The 19,422-nt window shown below is 62.6% G+C and carries 16 protein-coding genes and 3 pseudogenes; 14 read left to right on the top strand and 5 right to left on the bottom strand.

Features of this window, described 5'->3' with window-relative positions:
• Positions 1-19 precede the first annotated feature (19 nt).
• Entirely contained in the window at positions 20-955 is a 936-nt protein-coding gene (locus tag BKP54_RS16090; protein ID WP_057221782.1) for a tyrosine recombinase XerC, read from the bottom strand.
• 134 nt (positions 956-1,089) lie between these two features.
• Between BKP54_RS16090 and BKP54_RS16085 the strand changes: the two genes are divergently transcribed.
• A complete protein-coding gene (locus BKP54_RS16085; RefSeq protein WP_057221813.1) occupies positions 1,090-2,013 on the top strand; it encodes a GNAT family N-acetyltransferase in 924 nt (307 codons plus the stop codon).
• A 38-nt stretch (positions 2,014-2,051) separates the two neighbouring features.
• Positions 2,052-3,187: pseudogene (locus BKP54_RS16080) on the top strand (AAA family ATPase).
• Between the two features lie 49 nt (positions 3,188-3,236).
• On the opposite strand, the gene fsa reads toward BKP54_RS16080, so the two are convergent.
• Positions 3,237-3,890 carry a fructose-6-phosphate aldolase gene (gene fsa / locus BKP54_RS16075; RefSeq protein ID WP_025425070.1) on the bottom strand — a complete coding sequence of 218 codons (654 nt, stop codon included), beginning with the start codon at positions 3,888-3,890 and terminating at the stop codon, positions 3,237-3,239.
• Between the two features lie 178 nt (positions 3,891-4,068).
• Between fsa and BKP54_RS16070 the strand changes: the two are divergent.
• The 8 genes and pseudogenes from BKP54_RS16070 to BKP54_RS16035 all read left to right on the top strand — a co-directional run bounded on the left by BKP54_RS16070 (position 4,069) and on the right by BKP54_RS16035 (position 13,834).
• A pseudogene (locus tag BKP54_RS16070) lies at positions 4,069-6,272 on the top strand (primosomal protein N').
• 148 nt (positions 6,273-6,420) lie between these two features.
• Positions 6,421-6,807 (top strand): hypothetical protein, encoded by a 387-nt coding sequence (locus BKP54_RS16065; protein ID WP_057221780.1) that lies wholly within the window; start codon positions 6,421-6,423, stop codon positions 6,805-6,807.
• A 257-nt stretch (positions 6,808-7,064) separates the two neighbouring features.
• On the top strand, positions 7,065-7,631 hold the full coding sequence (locus BKP54_RS16060) for a F0F1 ATP synthase subunit delta (protein ID WP_025425067.1): 567 nt from the start codon (positions 7,065-7,067) through the stop codon (positions 7,629-7,631).
• Positions 7,631-9,160, top strand: a complete 1,530-nt coding sequence (gene atpA, locus BKP54_RS16055; RefSeq protein ID WP_025425066.1) for a F0F1 ATP synthase subunit alpha — start codon at positions 7,631-7,633, stop codon at positions 9,158-9,160. The genes BKP54_RS16060 and atpA overlap by 1 nt, the downstream gene beginning before the upstream one ends.
• A gap of 27 nt (positions 9,161-9,187) precedes the next feature.
• On the top strand, positions 9,188-10,069 hold the full coding sequence (locus tag BKP54_RS16050; RefSeq protein WP_025425065.1) for a F0F1 ATP synthase subunit gamma: 882 nt from the start codon (positions 9,188-9,190) through the stop codon (positions 10,067-10,069).
• Positions 10,070-10,093: 24 nt separating this feature from the next.
• Entirely contained in the window at positions 10,094-11,608 is a 1,515-nt protein-coding gene (gene atpD, locus BKP54_RS16045) for a F0F1 ATP synthase subunit beta (RefSeq protein WP_025425064.1), read from the top strand.
• A 126-nt stretch (positions 11,609-11,734) separates the two neighbouring features.
• Positions 11,735-12,139, top strand: coding sequence for a F0F1 ATP synthase subunit epsilon (locus tag BKP54_RS16040; protein ID WP_025425063.1), 405 nt, complete (start codon positions 11,735-11,737; stop codon positions 12,137-12,139).
• A 267-nt stretch (positions 12,140-12,406) separates the two neighbouring features.
• Positions 12,407-13,834 carry a mannose-1-phosphate guanylyltransferase/mannose-6-phosphate isomerase gene (locus BKP54_RS16035; RefSeq protein WP_025425062.1) on the top strand — a complete coding sequence of 476 codons (1,428 nt, stop codon included), beginning with the start codon at positions 12,407-12,409 and terminating at the stop codon, positions 13,832-13,834.
• 125 nt (positions 13,835-13,959) lie between these two features.
• On the opposite strand, the gene BKP54_RS16030 is transcribed toward BKP54_RS16035, so the two are convergent.
• A complete protein-coding gene (locus BKP54_RS16030; RefSeq protein ID WP_025425061.1) occupies positions 13,960-15,063 on the bottom strand; it encodes a saccharopine dehydrogenase family protein in 1,104 nt (367 codons plus the stop codon).
• A gap of 126 nt (positions 15,064-15,189) precedes the next feature.
• On the opposite strand from BKP54_RS16030, the gene BKP54_RS16025 reads away from it, so the two are divergent.
• Positions 15,190-15,621, top strand: a complete 432-nt coding sequence (locus BKP54_RS16025; RefSeq protein WP_038575742.1) for an Lrp/AsnC family transcriptional regulator — start codon at positions 15,190-15,192, stop codon at positions 15,619-15,621.
• Between the two features lie 122 nt (positions 15,622-15,743).
• Here the strand turns inward: BKP54_RS16025 and BKP54_RS16020 are convergent, their stop codons facing one another.
• Both BKP54_RS16020 and BKP54_RS36535 read right to left on the bottom strand, forming a co-directional pair.
• Positions 15,744-16,688 carry a DUF6030 family protein gene (locus BKP54_RS16020; protein ID WP_245317841.1) on the bottom strand — a complete coding sequence of 315 codons (945 nt, stop codon included), beginning with the start codon at positions 16,686-16,688 and terminating at the stop codon, positions 15,744-15,746.
• Positions 16,689-16,836: 148 nt separating this feature from the next.
• A complete protein-coding gene (locus tag BKP54_RS36535; RefSeq protein WP_025425058.1) occupies positions 16,837-17,052 on the bottom strand; it encodes a LysR family transcriptional regulator in 216 nt (71 codons plus the stop codon).
• 334 nt (positions 17,053-17,386) lie between these two features.
• Here BKP54_RS36535 and BKP54_RS16010 point away from each other — a divergent pair, with 334 nt between their 5' ends.
• From BKP54_RS16010 to BKP54_RS37305, 3 genes and pseudogenes are all read left to right on the top strand, one after another.
• Positions 17,387-18,292, top strand: a complete 906-nt coding sequence (locus BKP54_RS16010; protein ID WP_025425057.1) for an aminoglycoside phosphotransferase family protein — start codon at positions 17,387-17,389, stop codon at positions 18,290-18,292.
• Positions 18,293-18,650: 358 nt separating this feature from the next.
• Positions 18,651-19,322: pseudogene (locus tag BKP54_RS16005) on the top strand (F0F1 ATP synthase subunit A).
• Complete coding sequence (locus tag BKP54_RS37305; protein ID WP_348272080.1) at positions 19,277-19,399, top strand: F0F1 ATP synthase subunit A; 123 nt, start codon at positions 19,277-19,279, stop codon at positions 19,397-19,399. Before BKP54_RS16005 ends, BKP54_RS37305 begins: the two are co-directional and overlap by 46 nt.
• Positions 19,400-19,422 lie beyond the last annotated feature (23 nt).

The raw sequence follows: 19,422 nt of genomic DNA, 5'->3' as shown, positions 1-19,422 counted from the left end.
CCTGCCCCTCCGCCCAAATTCAGGCGCGCGGATGAGCCCGGTCGTAGATCTCCAGCAGCCGCGTCGAGTCGACGCCGGTATAGACCTGTGTCGTTGACAGGCTGGCGTGGCCCAGCAGCTCCTGGATAGTTCTGAGATCGCCGCCGCCAGCCAGCAGATGCGTGGCGAAGGAGTGGCGCAGCGCATGCGGTGTGGCCGTGTCGGGTAGGCCGAGCGCGCCGCGCAGCTTCTGCATCTCGCGCTGGATGATGGCCGGCTGAAGTTTCGCCCCGCGCGTACCGCGGAACATCGGCTCGTCGGCGCCGGCATGGTAGGGGCAGAGCTTGAGATAGGTCGCGACCGCGTCGCGCGCCACAGCCATGAGCGGCACGATGCGGGTCTTGCCGCCCTTGCCGGTGATGCGCAGCGAGGATGGCGTGCCGGCGAAATCGCCCGGCGTCAGATCGAGCGCCTCGGAAATGCGCAAGCCGCAGCCGTAGAGCAGCGTCAGCACGGCGGCGTTGCGCGCGGCCACCCACGGCTCTTCGGCAAGCTGCGCATCCGTCGTGACGACATTGAGCGCCTCGCGGTCCGTCAGCGGCTTAGGCAGCGATTTCGGCTGCTTCGGCGAACGGACGGCCGCGGCACCGGCGGCATTGGCAAGTCCGCTGCGTTCGAGATAGCGCAGAAAGGAGCGCAGGCCGGCTAGGCCCCGGCCGAGCGTGCGCGCGCCCGCACCGCCCTTGCGACGCTGGGCGAGAAAGCCGCGGAGGTCGGCCGGCCGCAATGTGCTGATGTCTGAAAGACGGGGCGGGCCGGCGAGATGGCCGGTGAGGAATGTGAGGAATTGTCGCGTGTCGCGCTCATAGGCGTCGACGGTATTGTCGGACAGGCGGCGCTCCTGCAAGAGCCCTTGCAGCCATCTCTGGCGCTCTGCAAGCAGGTCTGGATGGCCGATGACGAGCAGCTCGTTCATTGTCGCTTTCCAAGGTGGTCGGTCATCGACAATGCCCTGATGCCTCTTATGTTTTTGCTAACGTAGCCTTGGATTTTGTCATCCTTCGATCATATTGAGTTGCGATGTTCAGCCGCAAAGAATCGGATGAAACCATGGCGGGACGGGATTCGGTGAACGGATTCGCGCATTTTGCTGAAGTGATCGCCCTGGTCTCGCAAGGGCAGCCCGGCCACATCGTCGATACACTCATTGCCGAACGCGGCCAGAGGATCGTCAGGAGCCCGATGTGGCCCGTTCTCCGGCCCTTTCTCCACACGCTTCTGAACTACCGAAAGGCGCTGGAATTCGCTGACGCCGTGGCCAACGTGCCGGGCTTCCATGCCTTCGAGCATCTGAGTTCGCTTCTCTCACTCGACGTGCGTGTCGATAGGGCTGAGCGCATTCCTGATAAGGGCGGGTTCCTGCTGGTCAGCAATCATCCGACCGGGATTGCCGACGGCATCGCCGTCTTCGATCTCCTGAAGACGCGGCGGCCGGACATGATGTTCTTCGCCAACCGCGACGCGATCCGCGTCAACCCACGTTTCGTCGAGATGGTCATTCCGGTCGAATGGCGAGAGGAGCACAAGAGCAAGCTCAAGGCCCGTGAAACGCTGCAGGTGACCAACCGAGCGATCGGCGAGGGCAAGGCGACGGTGCTGTTTCCCTCCGGCCGCATCGCCTACTGGGCCGATGGCCGTCTCAACGAGCGGCCGTGGAAGACGTCGGCCGTCGGCTTTGCGCGCAAATACGGCCTGCCGATCCTGCCGGTTCATATGAGCGCGCGCAATTCCGGCCTGTTCTACTGGTTTGCCAAGTGGTCGACCGAACTGCGCGACATGACGGTGTTCCACGAGTTGCTCAACAAGAAGGGCGACCTCTTCGATTTCCGCATCGGCAATCTCATTGCGCCGGAGGCTCTGGACGGTGACGCTGTCGACGTGACGAAGGCATTGGAACGGCACACGGTGTCCGAACTGGCGCGCGACGCCGATGCGGTGTTTCGGCCGGCTTTGCGCGCTGCCGTTGCCTGTTGATCCCTTCATGTGATGGCGGGAATGCGCTAAGCAGAACCATGCTGCTTCGTTCGATGTTCGCCGAAAATTACCGTTCCCTGAAGTCGATCCGCATGGATCTGACCGGTGTCAATTTGTTTATCGGCGAGAACGGGGTGGGCAAATCCAACCTCTACCGCGCGCTGCAACTGGTGCAGGCGGCTGTGCGCGGCAACCTTGCCCATGAGATCGCCAAGGAGGGCGGCATGTCGTCCGCACTCTGGAGCGGTCGGCGACGGGCCGACAAACCGGCGCGCATCCGGCTCGAGACGGAGTTGATGGACGAGGAGCGGGCCATCACCTTCCGCTACCGGATAGAAGCGGGACTGCGCCCGCCAAAGGCGGCCGCAGGCTTTGCCTATGAACCGCAGGTCAAGGAAGAAGAGCTGAGCGTCGAGACCGGACGACGTCCGGTGACGATGATGAAGCGCGCCGGTCCCGGCATCTTCGTGCGCGGCGACCGCGGGCGGATGGAGGACTATCCCGAGCAGGCGCTACAATCGGAGACGGCGATCGCGCTGTTGGGCGATGCCGGGCACTATCCTGAGATTGGCAGCTTCCGCCGGGCCGTCGATCAATGGCGCTTCTTTCACGGCTTCCGCACCGATCGCGATTCACCCCTGCGCCTGCCGTGCCTTGCAGTCACGGCACCGATGTTGGACGAAGACGGCACCAACATGGCGGCGGTCTTCGCGACGCTGCGCCATACCCGCGAAGACACCGTCGATCTCGACCGCGCCATCGCCGATGCATTTGGCGGCGCCTATCTGGAGGTGCCGCATCCCGGACAGTTCGCCGAATTCTCGCTCGTCTTTCCCGATTTCCCGCAACGGCCGTTTTCGACGCGCGAACTGTCGACGGGCAAATGCGGTTCCTGGCGCTTGCGGCAGCGCTGCTTTCCTATCGCCGCCCGCCCTTCATCGCGCTCAACGAGCCGGAAACCAGCCTGCATCCGGATATGCTGCCCGCGCTCGCCGACATGATCGCCAGCGCCTCGCGCGACAGCCAGATCTGGATCGTTACCCATTCGGAGCGGCTGGCCGGTGCCATCCGCGAGCGCTGCGGCGTTCGCGCCCGCCGGGTGATCCGCAAGGACAGCGCCACCTGGATCGACGGTATGCGGCTCACTGGCCTGATGGACGACGATGACGCATAAAATAGGCCCCGCATCGCTGCGGAGCCTTCGAATCTTTATCGCGAAAAGATCAGGCGATCTTCTGGCCGGTCTTCGCCCAATCGGCGAGGAAGGTTTCGAGGCCCTTGTCGGTCAGCGGGTGCTTGACCAGCGCCTTCAGCGTTGCCGGCGGTGCGGTGACGACGTCGGCGCCGATGAGCGCGGCTTCCTTGACGTGGTTCACGGTGCGGATCGAGGCGGCGAGAATTTCGGTCTCGTAGCCGTAGTTGTCGAAGATGTGGCGGATTTCGCGGATCAGGTCCATGCCGTCGAACGCGATGTCGTCGAGGCGGCCGACGAAGGGCGAAACGAAGGTCGCGCCGGCCTTGGCGGCAAGCAGCGCCTGGTTGGCCGAGAAGCACAGCGTCACGTTGGTCTGATGACCGTCAGACGTCAGGGCTTTGCAGGCCTTGAGGCCGTCAAGCGTCAGCGGCAGCTTGATGCAGATGTTGTCGGCGATCTTCGAAAGAACGGCCGCTTCCTTCATCATCTCGGCGTATTCGGTCGCGGTCACTTCGGCCGAAACCGGGCCTTCGACGATGCCGCAGATTTCCTTGGTGACTTCGGTGATGTCACGGCCCGACTTGAGGATCAGCGAAGGGTTGGTGGTCACGCCATCAAGGAGGCCGAGATCGTTCAGCTCACGGATTTCCTTGACGTCGGCGGTATCAACGAAAAATTTCATGGGGTCACTCCCTTGGGGCACGATTGCCGTTCGGGCGCATATCTACCGGGAGGAATTCCTTTGGCAGAGAACGCGCGCGTTGAAACTCTGGTGGAACCGTGAGAAACCCTGCGCCGGCAAGGCTGCGGTTCGCAGCGCAGTTTTCTTTAACCGAAACACGTGGCAAGGTCACGGCAAAATGACTCGCGATTCAACCGATTTATTCGGGCCTGTTTCCGGCCGTCGTGTCGTGCCAGTTCTGGTGCCGATGCCGGCCTCGAAGGCCTATTCCTACGCGGTGCCTGATGGCATGGCGGTCGAGCCCGGCTCGATCGTCCAGGTGCCGCTCGGCCCCCGTCTGGTCGTGGGCGTCGTCTGGGATGGCGACGACGATGGCAGCGTCGATCCGAAGAAGCTGAAGGCGATCGAAAAGGTCTTCGACTGCCCGCCGTTGACGCCTGACATGCGCAGTTTTCTCGATTGGGTGGCGACCTATACGGTGACACCGCCGGGTCTGGTGGCGCGCATGGCGTTGCGTGCGCCAGCGGCCTTCGATCCGGAACCGATGGTGGAGGCCCTGCGGCTGACCGACATGCGCCCCGAGCGCATGACGACGGCCCGCGAGCGCGTCATCGCTGCTGCCGGCGATGGTTTTGCCTGGACGCGCTCAGGCCTTGCTCACGCGGCCGGCGCGTCGTCGAGCGTCATCGACGGCCTTGCCCAGCAGGGCGTCTTCGAGACGGTCTTCATGGCGCCGCCGCCTGTAGTGGCGGCTCCCGACCCGGAATTCGCCGCCCACCGGCTCGAAGGACCGCAGAAGGATGCGGCTGCCGACCTTTTGGCCGCTGTCGAGCAGGGCGGGTTTTCGGTGTCGCTGATCGACGGCATCACCGGCTCGGGCAAGACCGAGGTTTATTTCGAAGCGATCGCCGCGACGCTCAGGGCCGGCAAGCAGGTGCTGATCCTGCTGCCCGAAATCGCCCTGACTGCGAGCTTCCTCGAACGCTTCCAGGATCGCTTCGGCAGCAAGCCGGCCGAGTGGCACTCGGATCTCGCGCCGCGGACGCGCGAAAAAGTCTGGCGGCAGGTGACGACCGGCACGGTGCGCGTGGTCGCGGGTGCCCGCTCGGCGCTGTTCCTGCCGTTCGAGGAACTGGGCCTCATCATCGTCGATGAAGAACACGACCCCGCCTACAAGCAGGAGGATCGGGTGTTCTACAATGCCCGGGACATGGCCGTCGTGCGCGGGCGCATCACCGGCTTTCCCGTGGTGCTGGTTTCGGCAACGCCATCGGTCGAAAGCCGGGTCAATGGCGAGGTTGGTCGCTATAAACCGATCCATCTGCCGACCCGCTTCGGCGATGCGGCGCTGCCGCGGCTCGGCGTCGTCGACATGCGCCAGCATCCGCCGGCGCGCGGCGGGTTCCTGTCGCCGGTTCTCATCAACCAGATCGGCAAGGCCGTCGAGCGTGGCGAGCAGGCGCTGCTGTTTCTCAATCGGCGCGGTTATGCGCCGCTGACCCTTTGCCGCGTCTGCGGCCATCGCTTCCAGTGCCCGGACTGTTCGAGCTGGCTCGTGGAGCATCGCTTCCGTGGCCAGATCCAGTGCCACCATTGCGGCTATGCGGAAAAGACGCCTGAGGCCTGCCCGGAATGCGGCACCTTCGATCACCTCGTTGCCTGCGGTCCGGGTGTGGAGCGCATCGCCGAAGAGGTCGAGCGCCATTTTCCAGAGGCGCGCACGATCGTGCTCTCCTCCGATCTGATGGGCGTGAAGCGCCTACGGCTGGAGCTGGAGGCGATTGCGCGTGGCGAAGCGGATATCGTCATCGGCACGCAGCTTGTCGCTAAGGGCCACAATTTTCCGCTGATGACGCTGGTCGGCATCATCGATGCCGATCTCGGGCTTGCCAATGGCGATCCGCGAGCGGCGGAGCGCACGTTCCAGCTCTTGTCGCAGGTGACCGGGCGCGCCGGCCGAACCGGTTTGAAGAGCCTCGGCTTGCTGCAGACCTACCAGCCGCAGCACCCGGTGATGCAGGCGATCGTCTCGGGCGATGCGGATGCCTTTTACGACCGCGAGATCGCCGAGCGCGAAAAGGCGCTGCTGCCGCCGTTCGGCCGGCTGGCGTCGCTGATCGTATCGGCCGATACGCGACAGGATGCCGAGACCCATGCCCGCGGACTTCGAAGTGCAGCGCCGCGCACCGATGGCATTTCGATCCTCGGTCCGGCCGAGCGCCGCTGGCGCTGATCCGTGGCCGCCATCGATTTCGGCTGCTGGTGCACGGGCGCCGCAACAGCGACATGCAGGCCTTCGTCAAGGCGATGATTGCCGCCGGCCCGAAGGAGCGCGGCTCGATCAGCGTCCAGCTCGACATCGATCCCCAGAGCTTCCTGTGATCGAAAGTTTCCTGTGATCGTGGCTGCGATCGGATCGTGGGCGATTCACAACCGCTGCGACATGCGCTAGAGGTCAAGAAACGCATCGTCCCAAGGCATGGCCTGAAGGCGAGGCGATCGAGATCGGCGCTCATCTGCGGGAACGGGCATGGAGTTCTACATTCCGACGGAAACCGGCGAATTCCTCGCCTTCTGTGCGGCAGCGGTCGCGGCGCTGATCGGTGTCGTCATGCTGTTTGCGCCGCGGCTTACCTTTCGCGCCGCCGGCATCGGCATTGCCGAAGGCCGCCGTGGCGGTCTCGCCGAAGCGCGCTCGACCATGGGGGGCATGCATGCCGGCCTTGGCCTTGCCGCCATCCTCCTGGCGCAGCCGATGGTCTATCTCGCCGTCGGCGCCGCTTTTGCGCTCGCCGCCTTCGGCCGCATTCTCTCCATGATGAGCGACAACGGCGGCACGCTCTACAACTGGGTGGCGCTCCTAGTGCAGGGCGCACTTGCCATTCTTCCGCTCGCTTATGTCTTCGGAATGATCTGACCGCCGCCCTCGCGTTTTCGCGATTCACATCCTCAGAAACCAATTTACGGCAAAATTCGGCCAATCCGGGTCGACTTATGCCGCATTCCTGCCGTTCGCGTGTTGCGAGTCCAAACATCCTATGCTAGACGAACCGCGAATTGCGGGGGAAGTGGGTCGCCAGGCCTCGATATCCTGCAAATTATTGCAGCAAATTCAAAACGTTAAGTTGACGGCTCGCCGCGACCACCGTTCTTGGATGAAATTGAGAGAAGCTTGTGCCCGTGGCAGACACATCCCAGCTTATTTCCGGTGTTGCAGAAAGGTATGCGTCCTCGCTTTTTGACCTCGCTCTCGAAGCGGGTTCCGTCGAGGCGGTCGGTGCGGATCTTACCCGCGTCCAGGCCCTGATCGACGGCAGCGATGACCTGAAGCGGCTGATCGTAAGCCCCGTCTTTTCTGCCGACGACCAGTTCAAGGCCATTTCGGCGATCTCCGCCAAGGCCGGTATTTCTGGTCTCGTCGGTAACTTCCTCAAGGTTGTTGCACGCAATCGCCGCCTCTTCACGCTGCCGGGCATGATCAAGGCGTTTCGCCTGATCGCCGCGCGCCACCGGGGTGAAATCTCCGCCGACGTAATGTCGGCCCATGCGCTCACTGCAGCGCAGGAAACTGAATTGAAGGCGACGCTCAAGAGCGTCACCGGCAAAGACGTGACTGTTAACGTCACCGTCGACCCGTCTATTCTTGGAGGTCTGATCGTCAAGGTCGGGTCCCGCCAGATTGACACCTCCCTTCGCACCAAACTCTCTACCCTTAAGCTTGCACTGAAAGAGGTCGGCTGATGGATATCCGCGCCGCGGAAATTTCCGCAATTCTTAAAGATCAGATCAAAAATTTCGGCCAGGAAGCAGAAGTCTCCGAAGTCGGCCAGGTGCTTTCCGTCGGTGACGGTATCGCCCGCGTCTACGGCCTCGACAATGTTCAGGCAGGCGAGATGGTCGAATTCCCGGGTGGAATTCGCGGCATGGCGCTGAACCTCGAAGCCGACAACGTCGGCGTCGTTATTTTCGGTTCGGACCGTGACATCAAGGAAGGCGACACCGTTAAGCGGACCGGCGCCATCGTGGACGTTCCGGTTGGTCCGGAACTGCTCGGCCGCGTCGTCGACGCGCTCGGCAACCCGATCGACGGCAAGGGCCCGATCAACGCCAAGCAGCGCTCGCGCGTTGACGTCAAGGCTCCTGGTATCATTCCGCGCAAGTCGGTGCATGAGCCGATGTCGACCGGCCTCAAGGCCATCGACGCCCTCATCCCGGTTGGCCGTGGCCAGCGCGAGCTCGTCATCGGCGACCGCCAGACCGGCAAGACCGCGATCATCCTCGACACGATCCTCAACCAGAAGGCCATTCACGACAATGGTCCGGAAGGCGACAAGCTGTATTGCGTCTACGTCGCAATCGGCCAGAAGCGTTCGACGGTTGCCCAGTTCGTGAAGGTTTTGGAAGAGCGTGGCGCTCTTCAGTACTCGATCATCGTTGCTGCGACCGCATCCGACCCGGCTCCGATGCAGTACCTCGCACCGTTCGCCGGTTGCGCGATGGGCGAATACTTCCGCGACAACGGCAAGCATGCCCTGATCGGCTACGACGACCTGTCGAAGCAGGCCGTTTCCTACCGTCAGATGTCGCTCCTGCTGCGCCGCCCGCCGGGCCGCGAAGCTTACCCGGGCGACGTTTTCTACCTACACTCCCGCCTGCTCGAGCGCGCTGCAAAGCTCTCGGACGACAATGGTGGCGGTTCGCTGACGGCTCTGCCGGTCATCGAAACGCAGGGCAACGACGTTTCCGCGTTCATTCCGACCAACGTGATCTCGATCACCGACGGCCAGATCTTCCTTGAAACCGACCTGTTCTACCAGGGCATCCGTCCGGCCGTTAACGTCGGTCTGTCGGTTTCGCGCGTCGGTTCCGCCGCGCAGATCAAGGCGATGAAGCAGGTTGCCGGCTCGATCAAGGGCGAACTCGCTCAGTACCGCGAAATGGCGGCCTTTGCGCAGTTCGGCTCCGACCTCGATGCTGCTACGCAGCGTCTGTTGAACCGCGGTGCACGCCTGACCGAACTCCTGAAGCAGCCGCAGTTCTCGCCGCTGAAGACGGAAGAGCAGGTTGCTGTCATCTTCGCAGGCGTCAACGGTTACCTCGACAAGCTGCCGGTCAATCAGGTCGGCAAGTTCGAGCAGGGCCTGCTTTCGTACATGCGTTCGGAAGGCAAGGACATCCTGGAAACCATCCGCAAGGACAAGGCGATCTCCGACGACGTCAAGGGCAAGCTGAAGGCTGCAATCGACAGCTTCGCCAAGTCTTTCGCCTGAGCGGATTTCATTTAGGACGGATAACGGATGCCTTCACTTAAGGATCTGAAGAACCGGATCGCCTCCGTCAAGGCGACGCAGAAGATCACCAAGGCGATGAAAATGGTCGCCGCGGCGAAGCTTCGGCGTGCGCAGGAGGCGGCCGAGGCCGCCCGGCCTTACTCGCAGCGCATGGCTGCCGTTCTCGCCAACATCGCCCAGGCGGTTGGCGCGGACGACGATGCGCCGCAGCTGATGACCGGCACCGGCAAGGACGATACGCATCTTCTGGTCGTCTGCACGGCGGAACGCGGTCTTTGCGGCGGCTTCAACTCGCAGATCGCCCGCCACGCTCGCGACCACCTTCGCAAGCTGCTTGCCGCCGGCAAGACGGTGAAGATCATCTGCGTCGGCAAGAAGGGCTTCGATATTCTGCGTCGCGAATACGCGTCGCTGATCATCGATCGTATCGACCTGCGTGAGGTCAAGAAGATCGGCTTCCAGAATGCCGACCAGATCGGCCACAAGGTCATCGCGCTCTTTGAAAAGGGCGAGTTCGATGTCTGCACGCTGTTCTATTCTGAGTTCAAGTCCGTTATCGCCCAGATTCCGACGGCACAGCAACTGATCCCCGCTTCGGCCGGCCCGGTCGCAGTGGAAGCATCGGATGCTTCGGCCGTCTACGAATATGAGCCGGACGCGGGCGCGATCCTGAGCGACCTCATTCCGCGCAACATTTCGGTGCAGATCTTCCGGGCCCTGCTCGAGAACGTCGCCGGCGAAATGGGCGCAAAGATGAGCGCGATGGACAATGCGACGCGCAATGCTGGTGACATGATCAATAAGCTGACGCTGAACTACAACCGTCAGCGCCAGGCTCAGATCACCAAGGAACTCATTGAAATCATCTCGGGCGCGGAAGCGCTCTAAGGTTACGAGAAGAGGGTAAGGATTATGGCTAAGGCAGCTACCCCGAAAGAAACCGCAGCGGCGAAGAAGCCGGCTGCACCGAGGAAGGCAGCTTCCGCCAAGACCGCAGTTGCGGCAGCCGGCGCTGTCGGTCGCGTAACGCAGGTCATCGGCGCCGTCGTCGACGTTGTGTTCGACGAAGGCCAGCTTCCGCAGATCCTGAACGCACTGGAAACCGAGAACCACGGTAACCGCCTCGTTCTCGAAGTCGCGCAGCACCTCGGCGAAAACGCCGTCCGCACGATCGCCATGGACTCGACCGAAGGTCTCGTCCGCGGTCAGCCGGTCACCGACACCGGGGCACCGATCACGGTTCCGGTTGGCGATGAAACGCTCGGCCGCATCATGAACGTCATCGGCGAGCCGGTCGACGAAGCTGGTCCGCTGATCACGTCGGGCAAGCGCGCCATCCACCAGGACGCGCCGTCCTACGTCGAGCAGTCGACGGAAGCGCAGATCCTCGTCACCGGCATCAAGGTCGTCGACCTTCTCGCTCCTTACGCAAAGGGCGGCAAGATCGGCCTCTTCGGTGGCGCAGGCGTCGGCAAGACCGTTCTCATCATGGAACTGATCAACAACGTCGCCAAGGCGCACGGTGGTTACTCGGTATTTGCTGGCGTGGGTGAACGTACCCGCGAAGGCAACGACCTCTACCACGAAATGATCGAGTCCGGCGTTAACAAGCTCGGCGGCGGCGAAGGCTCGAAGGCAGCCCTCGTTTACGGCCAGATGAACGAACCGCCGGGCGCCCGCGCTCGCGTCGCTCTGACCGGTCTGACGATCGCTGAAGACTTCCGCGACAAGGGCCAGGACGTTCTGTTCTTCGTCGACAACATCTTCCGCTTCACTCAGGCAGGCTCCGAAGTTTCGGCTCTGCTCGGCCGTATTCCATCGGCCGTGGGTTACCAGCCGACGCTGGCGACCGACATGGGTCAGATGCAGGAACGCATCACCACGACGACCAAGGGTTCGATCACCTCGGTTCAGGCCATTTACGTTCCGGCCGACGACTTGACCGACCCGGCGCCGGCAACCTCGTTCGCCCACCTGGACGCAACGACGGTTCTGTCGCGCTCGATCGCTGAAAAGGGCATCTACCCGGCCGTTGACCCGCTCGACTCCACGTCGCGCATGCTGGACCCGATGATCGTCGGCGAAGAGCACTACGAGATTTCGCGTAAGGTCCAGACGACCCTGCAGCGTTACAAGTCTCTCCAGGACATCATCGCCATCCTGGGCATGGACGAACTGTCGGAAGAGGACAAGCTGGCCGTCGCCCGCGCTCGTAAGATCGAACGCTTCCTGTCGCAGCCGTTCTTCGTGGCCGAAGTCTTCACCGGTTCTCCGGGCAAGCTCGTCGCTCTCGAAGACACGATCAAGGGCTTCAAGGGCCTCGTCAACGGCGACTACGACCATCTTCCGGAAGCCGCGTTCTACATGGTCGGCTCGATCGAAGAAGCGGTCGAAAAGGCCAAGAAGCTGGCTGCAGAAGCCGCTTGATAGCATCGTGAGCCTCGGCGCAGCGATGCGCCGAGGCTTTCATCCTGCGTTCCGCCATATTGCGGAGCAGGGAAGACATGCACAGCCTGCCACCTCAGGTGGCGCGCCCACGAGAAGTGAATGGTCATGGCCGACAGTTTCAATTTTGAGCTTGTTTCCCCCGAGCGCCTGCTCCTCTCCGAGAAGGTGACGGAAGTCGTCATTCCGGCGACCGAGGGCGAGATGACCGTGATGGCCAATCATGCCCCGACAATGACGACGGTGAAGCCCGGCGTCGTTACCGTGAAAACGGCTGACGGCAAGACCGAGCGGTTCGCCGTCTTCGGCGGCTTTGCCGATATCCTGCCGACCGGCTGCACTCTGCTTGCCGAATCCGCCGTGCACGTCGACGAACTCGACCGCACCGCGCTTGAAAAGCGCATCGAGGCGGTCCGTGCCGAGCTGGACGGTGCCGGCGACGAGAAGAAGACGCGCGCCGAGCAGTTCATCGCCGAACTGACGAAGCTCGGGGAAATCGTGATCCCGGCCTGAAAGGGACATCCCGACGGGATAAACCAATGAAAAAGCCCCGCCTTCGAGCGGGGTTTTTTGTTGCCCGCGATGGCCGCGACAGAGCCGCCTCATCGTTGTGCCGATGCGAATTGGTACGGCGTAAGACGATGGGCAAGCTGGCGTCCTATCCGAAGTGAGGGGCATGCCTCACCTTTGGTGCGGTTTGTTTGCACGGCCGGCTTCAGGCATTCTTTAGCATCGGTCCTGTATGGATGGACTCTCGTTCGATGCGCGCAGAGGCTTGGCATGACGTCTAAGATCGTTCCCGTGATCATGGCGGGTGGAAAAGGTACGCGCCTGTGGCCGCTGTCGCGCTCGGGCGCGCCGAAACAGTTTCTGCAGATCCTGTCCGATCGATCGCTGTTCCAGCAGACGCTGGAACGGGTGAGCGATAGCAGGCTGTATGAGCCGGCGATCATCGTCACCAACAGCGATTTCCGCTTCATCGTCGCCGAACAGGCGCGCGCCGTCGATGCGCCGCTCAGCGATATTCTGCTCGAGCCGGTGGCACGCAACACGGCGCCGGCACTGGCGGCGGCCGCCTTCGTCGTGCTCGCCAAGTTCGGGGAGGCGGCGATCATGCAGGTGCTCGCCTCCGATCACGAGATCGATGCCGGAGCGGTCTACATCGATTGCATGCTGCGGGCGCAGCTGGCAGCCGAGGCCGGTGAACTGGTGACGTTCGGCATCACTCCGACGGAGCCCGCGACCGGCTACGGCTATATCGAACTTGGGGAAGCGTTGCCGGCCGGCGCCAACAGGGTTGCCCGTTTCGTCGAGAAGCCGGATCGCGCCAAGGCAGAGGCGATGCTGGCGACCGAGCGCTATCTCTGGAACTCCGGCATGTTCATGCTGCCGGTTAAGGTGTTCCTCGACGAGATGCAGCTCTATGCGCCTGACGTCTATGCCTCGACAAAGGCGGCCGTCGAGGGCGCCAGCAAGGATCTCGATTTCAGCCGGCTGGAAGCGAAGGCCTTCTCCAAGGCGCCGGATATTTCCGTCGACTACGCGGTCTTCGAAAAGACCGTTCGCGCTGCCGTCGTTCCATCCTCATTCGCCTGGTCGGATCTGGGCAGCTGGGATGCCGTGTGGAAGATCGGTCGCAAGGACGGTGACGGCAATGTCGTTACCGACAAGGCGACGGTAGCGAACACGCGCAACTCATTAGTGCTCTCCCGCGACATCCACCTTGCTGTGCAGGGGCTTGACGATATCGCCGTGATCGCCAGCGAAGACGCCGTCTATGTCGGGCGCCTGGAAGACAGCCAGAGCGTTGGAAACATCGTCAAGGTGCTCGCACGGTCGCAGGCAACCTTAGGGCTTACACAGGAGCACCCGACGTCCTACAGGCCCTGGGGCGCGGTCTCTTCGGTCTCCAGCGGCGAGCGCTACGAGGTCAAGCGACTGAAGGTCAGCCCCGGCAAGAAGATCTCGCTGCAGAAGCATCATCATCGGGCCGAGCACTGGATTGTCGTGCGTGGCACGGCGGAGATCACCATGGCCGGCGAAACCCGTCTGCTGCATGAAAACGAGTCCGTCTATATCCCGCAGGGGACCGTCCACCGACTGCACAATCCAGGCAAGATCCCGCTGGAGCTGATCGAGGTTCAGACCGGGTCCTATCTCGGCGAGGACGACATCATCCGCATCGAGGATGAGTTCGGCCGGACATAATACGGCCATCCAACACGTTTCGGGTCGAAACCGCGGTAATCGAAGCGGCGACGTTCAGTTCGACACATAAAAAATGCCCGGGCAGGACCCGGGCATTATAGTCAGCGCAGACGAGCCGAGTGGCCTCAGCCGGCGACGCGTTCTGTCTCGCCCTTCTGGGCGTAGTAGTGACCGAAGCGGTTTGCGAGGAAGGTATCGAGAGCGATGTCTTCCTGGCGAACGAAGCCCTTGGATGCGATCTTGCCGTTGGCGAGCAGATCGAGCACGGCGCAGATGCTGCCGGCGGTGGTGATCTGGATGCCGCTCTGCATGCGGCCGGCGACGACGCCGCTATAGACCTTGTTGGCGTAGGTTTCCTGGATCAGGCGACCTTCGCGGAAGCCCGAAACCGTCACGAAGATCACGACGACGTCCTGGGTGGTGGTCGGCAGCGCGTTTTCGAAGATGTCCTTGAGGACTTCGCGGCGATGACGCAGACCAAGGTCGTTCAGCAGCGCCTTCATGATGGCGGCATGGCCGGGATAGCGGATCGTCTTGTAGTTCAGGGTGCGGACCTTGCCCTTCAGCGATTCGCAGAGCGTGCCGAGGCCGCCCGAGGTGTTGAAGGCTTCGTAGGTCACGCCGTCGAGCGAGAATTCTTCGCGCTCTTCCATGGCGGGAACTTCGATCAGGCTGCCTTCGACGATCGCTTCGCAGGGCTCGATATACTCGTTGATGACGCCGTCGGTGCTCCAGGTCAGGTTGTAGTTGAGCGCATTCGACGGGTACTGCGGCAGCGCGCCGACGCGCATGCGCACGCTTTCGAGCGTCTCGAAGCGGCTGGCAAGGTCATTGGCGACGATGGAGATGAAGCCCGGTGCGAGGCCGCACTGCGGAATGAAGGCGGTGCTGGCCTTGGCGGCGATCGCCTTGACCTGGCGGGTGGATTCGACGTCTTCGGTCAGGTCGAGGTAGTGGATGCCGGCTTCGGCAGCGGCTTCCGCAATGGCAACCGTCAGGTGGAACGGGGCGGCGCTGAGAACGGCGAACTTGCCGGAGAGAAGGGCAACGAGCGCCTTCTTGTCGCCGATATCGACGGCTGCCGTCGTGATGGCGGCATGCTTCTCGATCTGGCCCAGCTGCTCGGCGCTACGGTCGGCAACGCAGACGCTGTAATCGCCGGTGTGCGCGAGCATGCGAGCAATGGTGGAGCCGATCTTGCCTGCTCCGATGACGACGATGTCCTTCATGACTTTCCCCCAGGGTATGAAATGCGTTTCAGACCCTATTGTCCGACCGAGAGTTGTTGATTTGAAGCTGTAATATGACTAAATCGCCTATAGATATTCGGCAGAATGCCTATATGGACCGACGAAATGCAGATTACCGACAAGGATCGCGAGCTCCTCGCCGTGCTCAGCGAAAACGCCCGCATGCCGACAGCAACGATTGCCCGCAGGCTCGGCCTGTCGCGGACGACCGTGCAGGCCCGGATCGAGCGGCTGGAGCGCGAGGGCGTGATCGCCGGTTATGGCGTCCGCTTGTCGGAGAGCTATGAGAAGGGTCTGGTCAAGGCGCATGTGCTGATCACCATCGCGCCAAGGGCACTCAGCCGCGTCACCCCGGAACTTGCTGCCATCCGCGAGATCCGCACCCTTCATTCCGTCAGCGGTAGCTTCGACCTTATCGCCGTCGTTGCGGCAGCATCGATCAGCGAACTCGACCTGCTGATCGATCGTATCGGTGAAATCGACGGTGTCGACCGCACGCTGTCGTCGATCATCCTTTCGACCCGGATCGATCGCTGACCTCAAGCATGTCGCGCAAAAGTGCGTAGCGGCTTTGCGATAACGACATGCGCGAAACACGAGCTTAAAGCGCAGCGTCCAATAAGACGCGCGCCGCTGTAGAGACCGCGACGCGCTTCAAGTCAGGGTCTTGCGTCAGTGTTTGCCTTCGCAGTGCCGGCACCCTCTGGTGATGCCGGGTCTGCTACGGCGTCGCCGCCTTCGGGTATCTTCGCCGGGCCATTCCACGCCGTCGGGCCGAGAACGAAGCTACGCGCATCGGCGTTGCCATAGGCGAGCCATTTTTCACGGTCGAAATAGAGTTCGGCAATGCTCTTCGGGCGGGCGCGGGCCGGTTGGTTGGCGAGGAAATTGTAGCGTGCCGTGGTCTCGTCCGTTTCGCGCTTGAACTGCACGCGGCTGCCGAAGCGCTTTACGTCAAATTCCTTCAACGCCTGGATCTGCAGCGCAATGCTGCCGCCATCGGCCCAGCGGACATGGTCGAGGAAGACCGACGCGGCGCGCGCGGCGCTTGTTGTCACCACCTGCGCGTCCTCCGGGCGCTCGATGTTGAGCTTGGCGCGAAACGAGGTGATCTCTTCTTCGCCGTTGCCCTTGATGAAAATGAAGATCGACGAGATCTTGTCGACCCCAGGGCGCGGAAAGGATACGAGTGAGGAGCATTCCCACTGGCCACGCTCGCCGGCGCTCGATTTCCATTCGAGTTCGCGGAATCCGGCCTCGCGCAGCTCATCGCAGAGAGCGCGGGGATCGCTGCGGAGCACCCGCAGGAACTGCTGTTCCGGCGTCTGCAGATCCTGAAACGTCCAGACCGGCAGGGCGATGCGCGGCGGCTGTCGCTTGACGTGGACCTCCGGGGCCTGCGCCACCGGCTTCTCCGGATCGAGAAACGTCGTCGGAAGATCGAGTGCCTTCAGCAACTGTCTCAGGTTCCTCTGTCCGTTGGCGAGCAGAGCGGTCGCCAGGATCACTGTTGCGATCAATGCAAAGGCAACGAGAAAGAAGGCGATGCCGGTGCGGCTCGGCTGTTTTGGCGGTGTCGTCGCCTTTCCGCGTCCGCCGCTCATGTCGATCTTCCGAGTGCGGCGTGCAGGCGCAGCGCCTCGTCCCTCGATGGCCGGTTGCGGGGCAGGCCGAGAGAGGCCAGCCTTTCCGCGTCGAGGGCGCGCGAAGCGAGATAGTCTGATGATGTGACCGACGAGAGCTCCTCTGCCATCAGCGGCGACAGGTGCCAGCGGGGATGATCGCCCGTACGTGCTGAAACAGCCGCTCGCCCAGCAGCGTCAATTCCAGGTCCTTGCCGCGGCAGCTGACGGCGGCATGAGTGATGTTGATCTCGCGACCGGCGCCGGAAAAATTCATATGCCGGCTGGCCGCGTCGAAAACGCGAAAAGCCTCCAGCGATATGCGGTCGAGCAGCCGGTGTTCCATGATCTCAGGTTATCAAAAAGGCCGAAAATTCGGTGGAGTTGAAAATATCAGATTGTGATGCGGGGTAAAGCGATCATCCCACGGCGACCGGAAGACGGCCTGTCCTTTTCCACTTCCATCATTCCCGGAATCCGCCTGGCAGACAATATCCATGCGACCATCGGGACGGTGACGCGTCCGGCCCGGTGTGGTGCTCGACGAAGGCAGGTTGAAGGCGACGCGTTTCGGCTGGATCGGGTTGTCCGTTCGCCATCCCCGAGCGGAAAAGTTGCGAACAGGCGACGATCGGCTAAAACAGGCGTCCGAGTTTCTGGCGTGAGGCATTTGTCCCGTTATGTCCGATCAATCGACGATCACTCCCACCATCGACGCGCTGCTCGTCCGGCGCCTGATCGCTGCACAGTTTCCGCAGTGGGCCGCACTCGACATCAGGCCGGTGCTGCCCGGCGGGTGGGACAACAGGACCTTCCATCTCGGGCGAGACATGACCGTGCGTCTGCCGAGTGCTGAGTCCTATGCGCTGCAGGTGGAAAAGGAGCAGTTCTGGCTGCCGAAGCTGGCGCCGCACCTGCCGCTGCCTATCCCGGTGCCCTTGGCAAGGGGCGTGCCAGGCGAGGGCTATCCATGGCCGTGGTCGGTCTATCGCTGGCGGCCGGGTGAGACGGCGACGGATGATCGGATCGGCGACCTCAAGGTCTTTGCGCAGGATCTGGCGCGCTTTCTTGTCGCCTTGCGGCAGGTCGATGCGCGCGGCGGGCCGTTGCCTGGCCCGCACAATTTCCTTCGCGGCGGGCCACCTGCCCATTATGACGAGGAAACCCGCCGCGCGCTCGTCGCGCTCGAGGGACGCATCGACACGGAAGCGGCGCGCGATGTCTGGGAGGCCGCATTGGCGGCAAGCTGGCAGAGCGCGCCGGTCTGGTTCCACGGCGATATCAGTTGGGGCAATCTGCTGGTCGAAGACGGTCGCCTGAGCGCAGTCATCGATTTCGGCACCTCGGGTATCGGTGATCCCGCCTGCGACCTTGCCATTGCCTGGACGCTGTTCCACGGGCAAAGCCGGGAGGCGTTTCGCGCCGGCGTGGCGCTCGACGCCGGCACCTGGGCGCGCGGTCGCGGCTGGACCCTGTGGAAGGCGCTGATCGTCTATGCTGGTCTTCCCGGTACCAACTCCGCCGAAGCGGAAAAGAGCTTGGCGGTGATCGAGCAGGTGCTTGCCGACCATCGGCAATTTGGCTGAGCCTCGGCGGGCAGATTGATGCCGGCCCCGATGCCGCAGGCCTATCGGCAGGTATCGTCTCGGCTTGACCTCATCAAAAATTGTCTCTAGGTCAGGCGCACGCGGGACGACCCGCGTCGATGCTTCGCCTGGGGACGGCCCCACTATCTCGACCGCTTGAGATAATGGAGTCGATCGCATCATGCAGCATCCTGGCCTGCGGCACGCCCGCGTGAGCTTTTCCTTCCTGACAGAGCTGAACGTTTGCTTCGGGCGCCATCGCGCCCCGTCTCGCGATCGGCTTTCACCCGCTTCCCACACACATTGATGCGCCCGCGCCGCCGCGCCGTGGTTGCTCCGTTGCCAACGCACGAGGTTCATGATGGCCGGACCCATCGAACAATTCGAGATCAAGTCGCTCTTCCACATCGCCGAGGTCGGCGGACACGACATCAGCTTTACCAATTCGGCCGTCTACATGGCCGTGACCGTGGCGATCGCCAGCCTTTTCCTGATCCTTTCGACGCGCAGGCGCGGCCTGGTGCCGAACCTTGCCCAGTCGGCGGCCGAGATCCTCTACGAGTTCGTATCGAAGACGTTGCGCGAGAATGCCGGAGAGCACGGCATGCGTTTCTTCCCGCTGGTGTTCTCGCTGTTCATGTTCATCCTGGTCGCCAACCTAATCGGCATGTTTCCCTATGCCTTCACCGTGACGAGCCACATTGCGGTGACCTTTGCGCTGGCGCTGCTCGTGTTCCTGACCGTGACGCTCTACGGCTTGATTAAACACGGTTTCGGCTTTCTCAGGCTGTTCATGCCGTCGGGCGTGCCTTTGGTGCTGGCGCCGATCATCATCCCGATCGAGGTCGTTTCCTGTCGCGCCCGGTCAGCCATTCGGTTCGTCTTTTCGCCGTCATGCTCGCCGGTCACATCACGCTCAAGGTGTTCGCCGGCTTCGTCGTCAGCCTCAGTGGCTTCGGCGCGCTCGGTACGCTCGGCGCGGTCATGCCGCTGATGATGACCGTGGCGCTGACGGGTCTGGAACTGCTGATGTCGGTCATCCAGGCCTATATCTTCACCATGCTGACCTGCATGTATCTCAACGACGCGCTGCATCCGAGCCATTGAGGTTGCAGTGGAGAGGCTCCCTT

This window comes from Ensifer sp. 1H6, from assembly GCF_001976035.1.
Classification (GTDB): Bacteria; Pseudomonadota; Alphaproteobacteria; order Rhizobiales; family Rhizobiaceae; genus Ensifer; species Ensifer canadensis.
Note: the sequence above shows the minus strand (reverse complement) of the source record. Positions and strands in the feature narration are given on the sequence as shown.

Bases quoted from the DNA above. Each gene is read 5' to 3' on its own strand.
- BKP54_RS16090 (WP_057221782.1), bottom strand. From the start codon at position 955: ATGAACGAGCTGCTCGTCATCGGCCATCCAGACCTGCTTGCAGAGCGC.
- BKP54_RS16085 (WP_057221813.1), top strand. From the start codon at position 1,090: ATGGCGGGACGGGATTCGGTGAACGGATTCGCGCATTTTGCTGAAGTG.
- fsa (WP_025425070.1), bottom strand. From the start codon at position 3,890: ATGAAATTTTTCGTTGATACCGCCGACGTCAAGGAAATCCGTGAGCTG.
- BKP54_RS16065 (WP_057221780.1), top strand. From the start codon at position 6,421: ATGGAGTTCTACATTCCGACGGAAACCGGCGAATTCCTCGCCTTCTGT.
- atpA (WP_025425066.1), top strand. From the start codon at position 7,631: ATGGATATCCGCGCCGCGGAAATTTCCGCAATTCTTAAAGATCAGATC.
- BKP54_RS16050 (WP_025425065.1), top strand. From the start codon at position 9,188: ATGCCTTCACTTAAGGATCTGAAGAACCGGATCGCCTCCGTCAAGGCG.
- atpD (WP_025425064.1), top strand. From the start codon at position 10,094: ATGGCTAAGGCAGCTACCCCGAAAGAAACCGCAGCGGCGAAGAAGCCG.
- BKP54_RS16040 (WP_025425063.1), top strand. From the start codon at position 11,735: ATGGCCGACAGTTTCAATTTTGAGCTTGTTTCCCCCGAGCGCCTGCTC.
- BKP54_RS16035 (WP_025425062.1), top strand. From the start codon at position 12,407: ATGACGTCTAAGATCGTTCCCGTGATCATGGCGGGTGGAAAAGGTACG.
- BKP54_RS16030 (WP_025425061.1), bottom strand. From the start codon at position 15,063: ATGAAGGACATCGTCGTCATCGGAGCAGGCAAGATCGGCTCCACCATT.
- BKP54_RS16025 (WP_038575742.1), top strand. From the start codon at position 15,190: ATGCAGATTACCGACAAGGATCGCGAGCTCCTCGCCGTGCTCAGCGAA.
- BKP54_RS16020 (WP_245317841.1), bottom strand. From the start codon at position 16,688: ATGAGCGGCGGACGCGGAAAGGCGACGACACCGCCAAAACAGCCGAGC.
- BKP54_RS36535 (WP_025425058.1), bottom strand. From the start codon at position 17,052: ATGGAACACCGGCTGCTCGACCGCATATCGCTGGAGGCTTTTCGCGTT.
- BKP54_RS16010 (WP_025425057.1), top strand. From the start codon at position 17,387: ATGTCCGATCAATCGACGATCACTCCCACCATCGACGCGCTGCTCGTC.
- BKP54_RS37305 (WP_348272080.1), top strand. From the start codon at position 19,277: ATGCCGCTGATGATGACCGTGGCGCTGACGGGTCTGGAACTGCTGATG.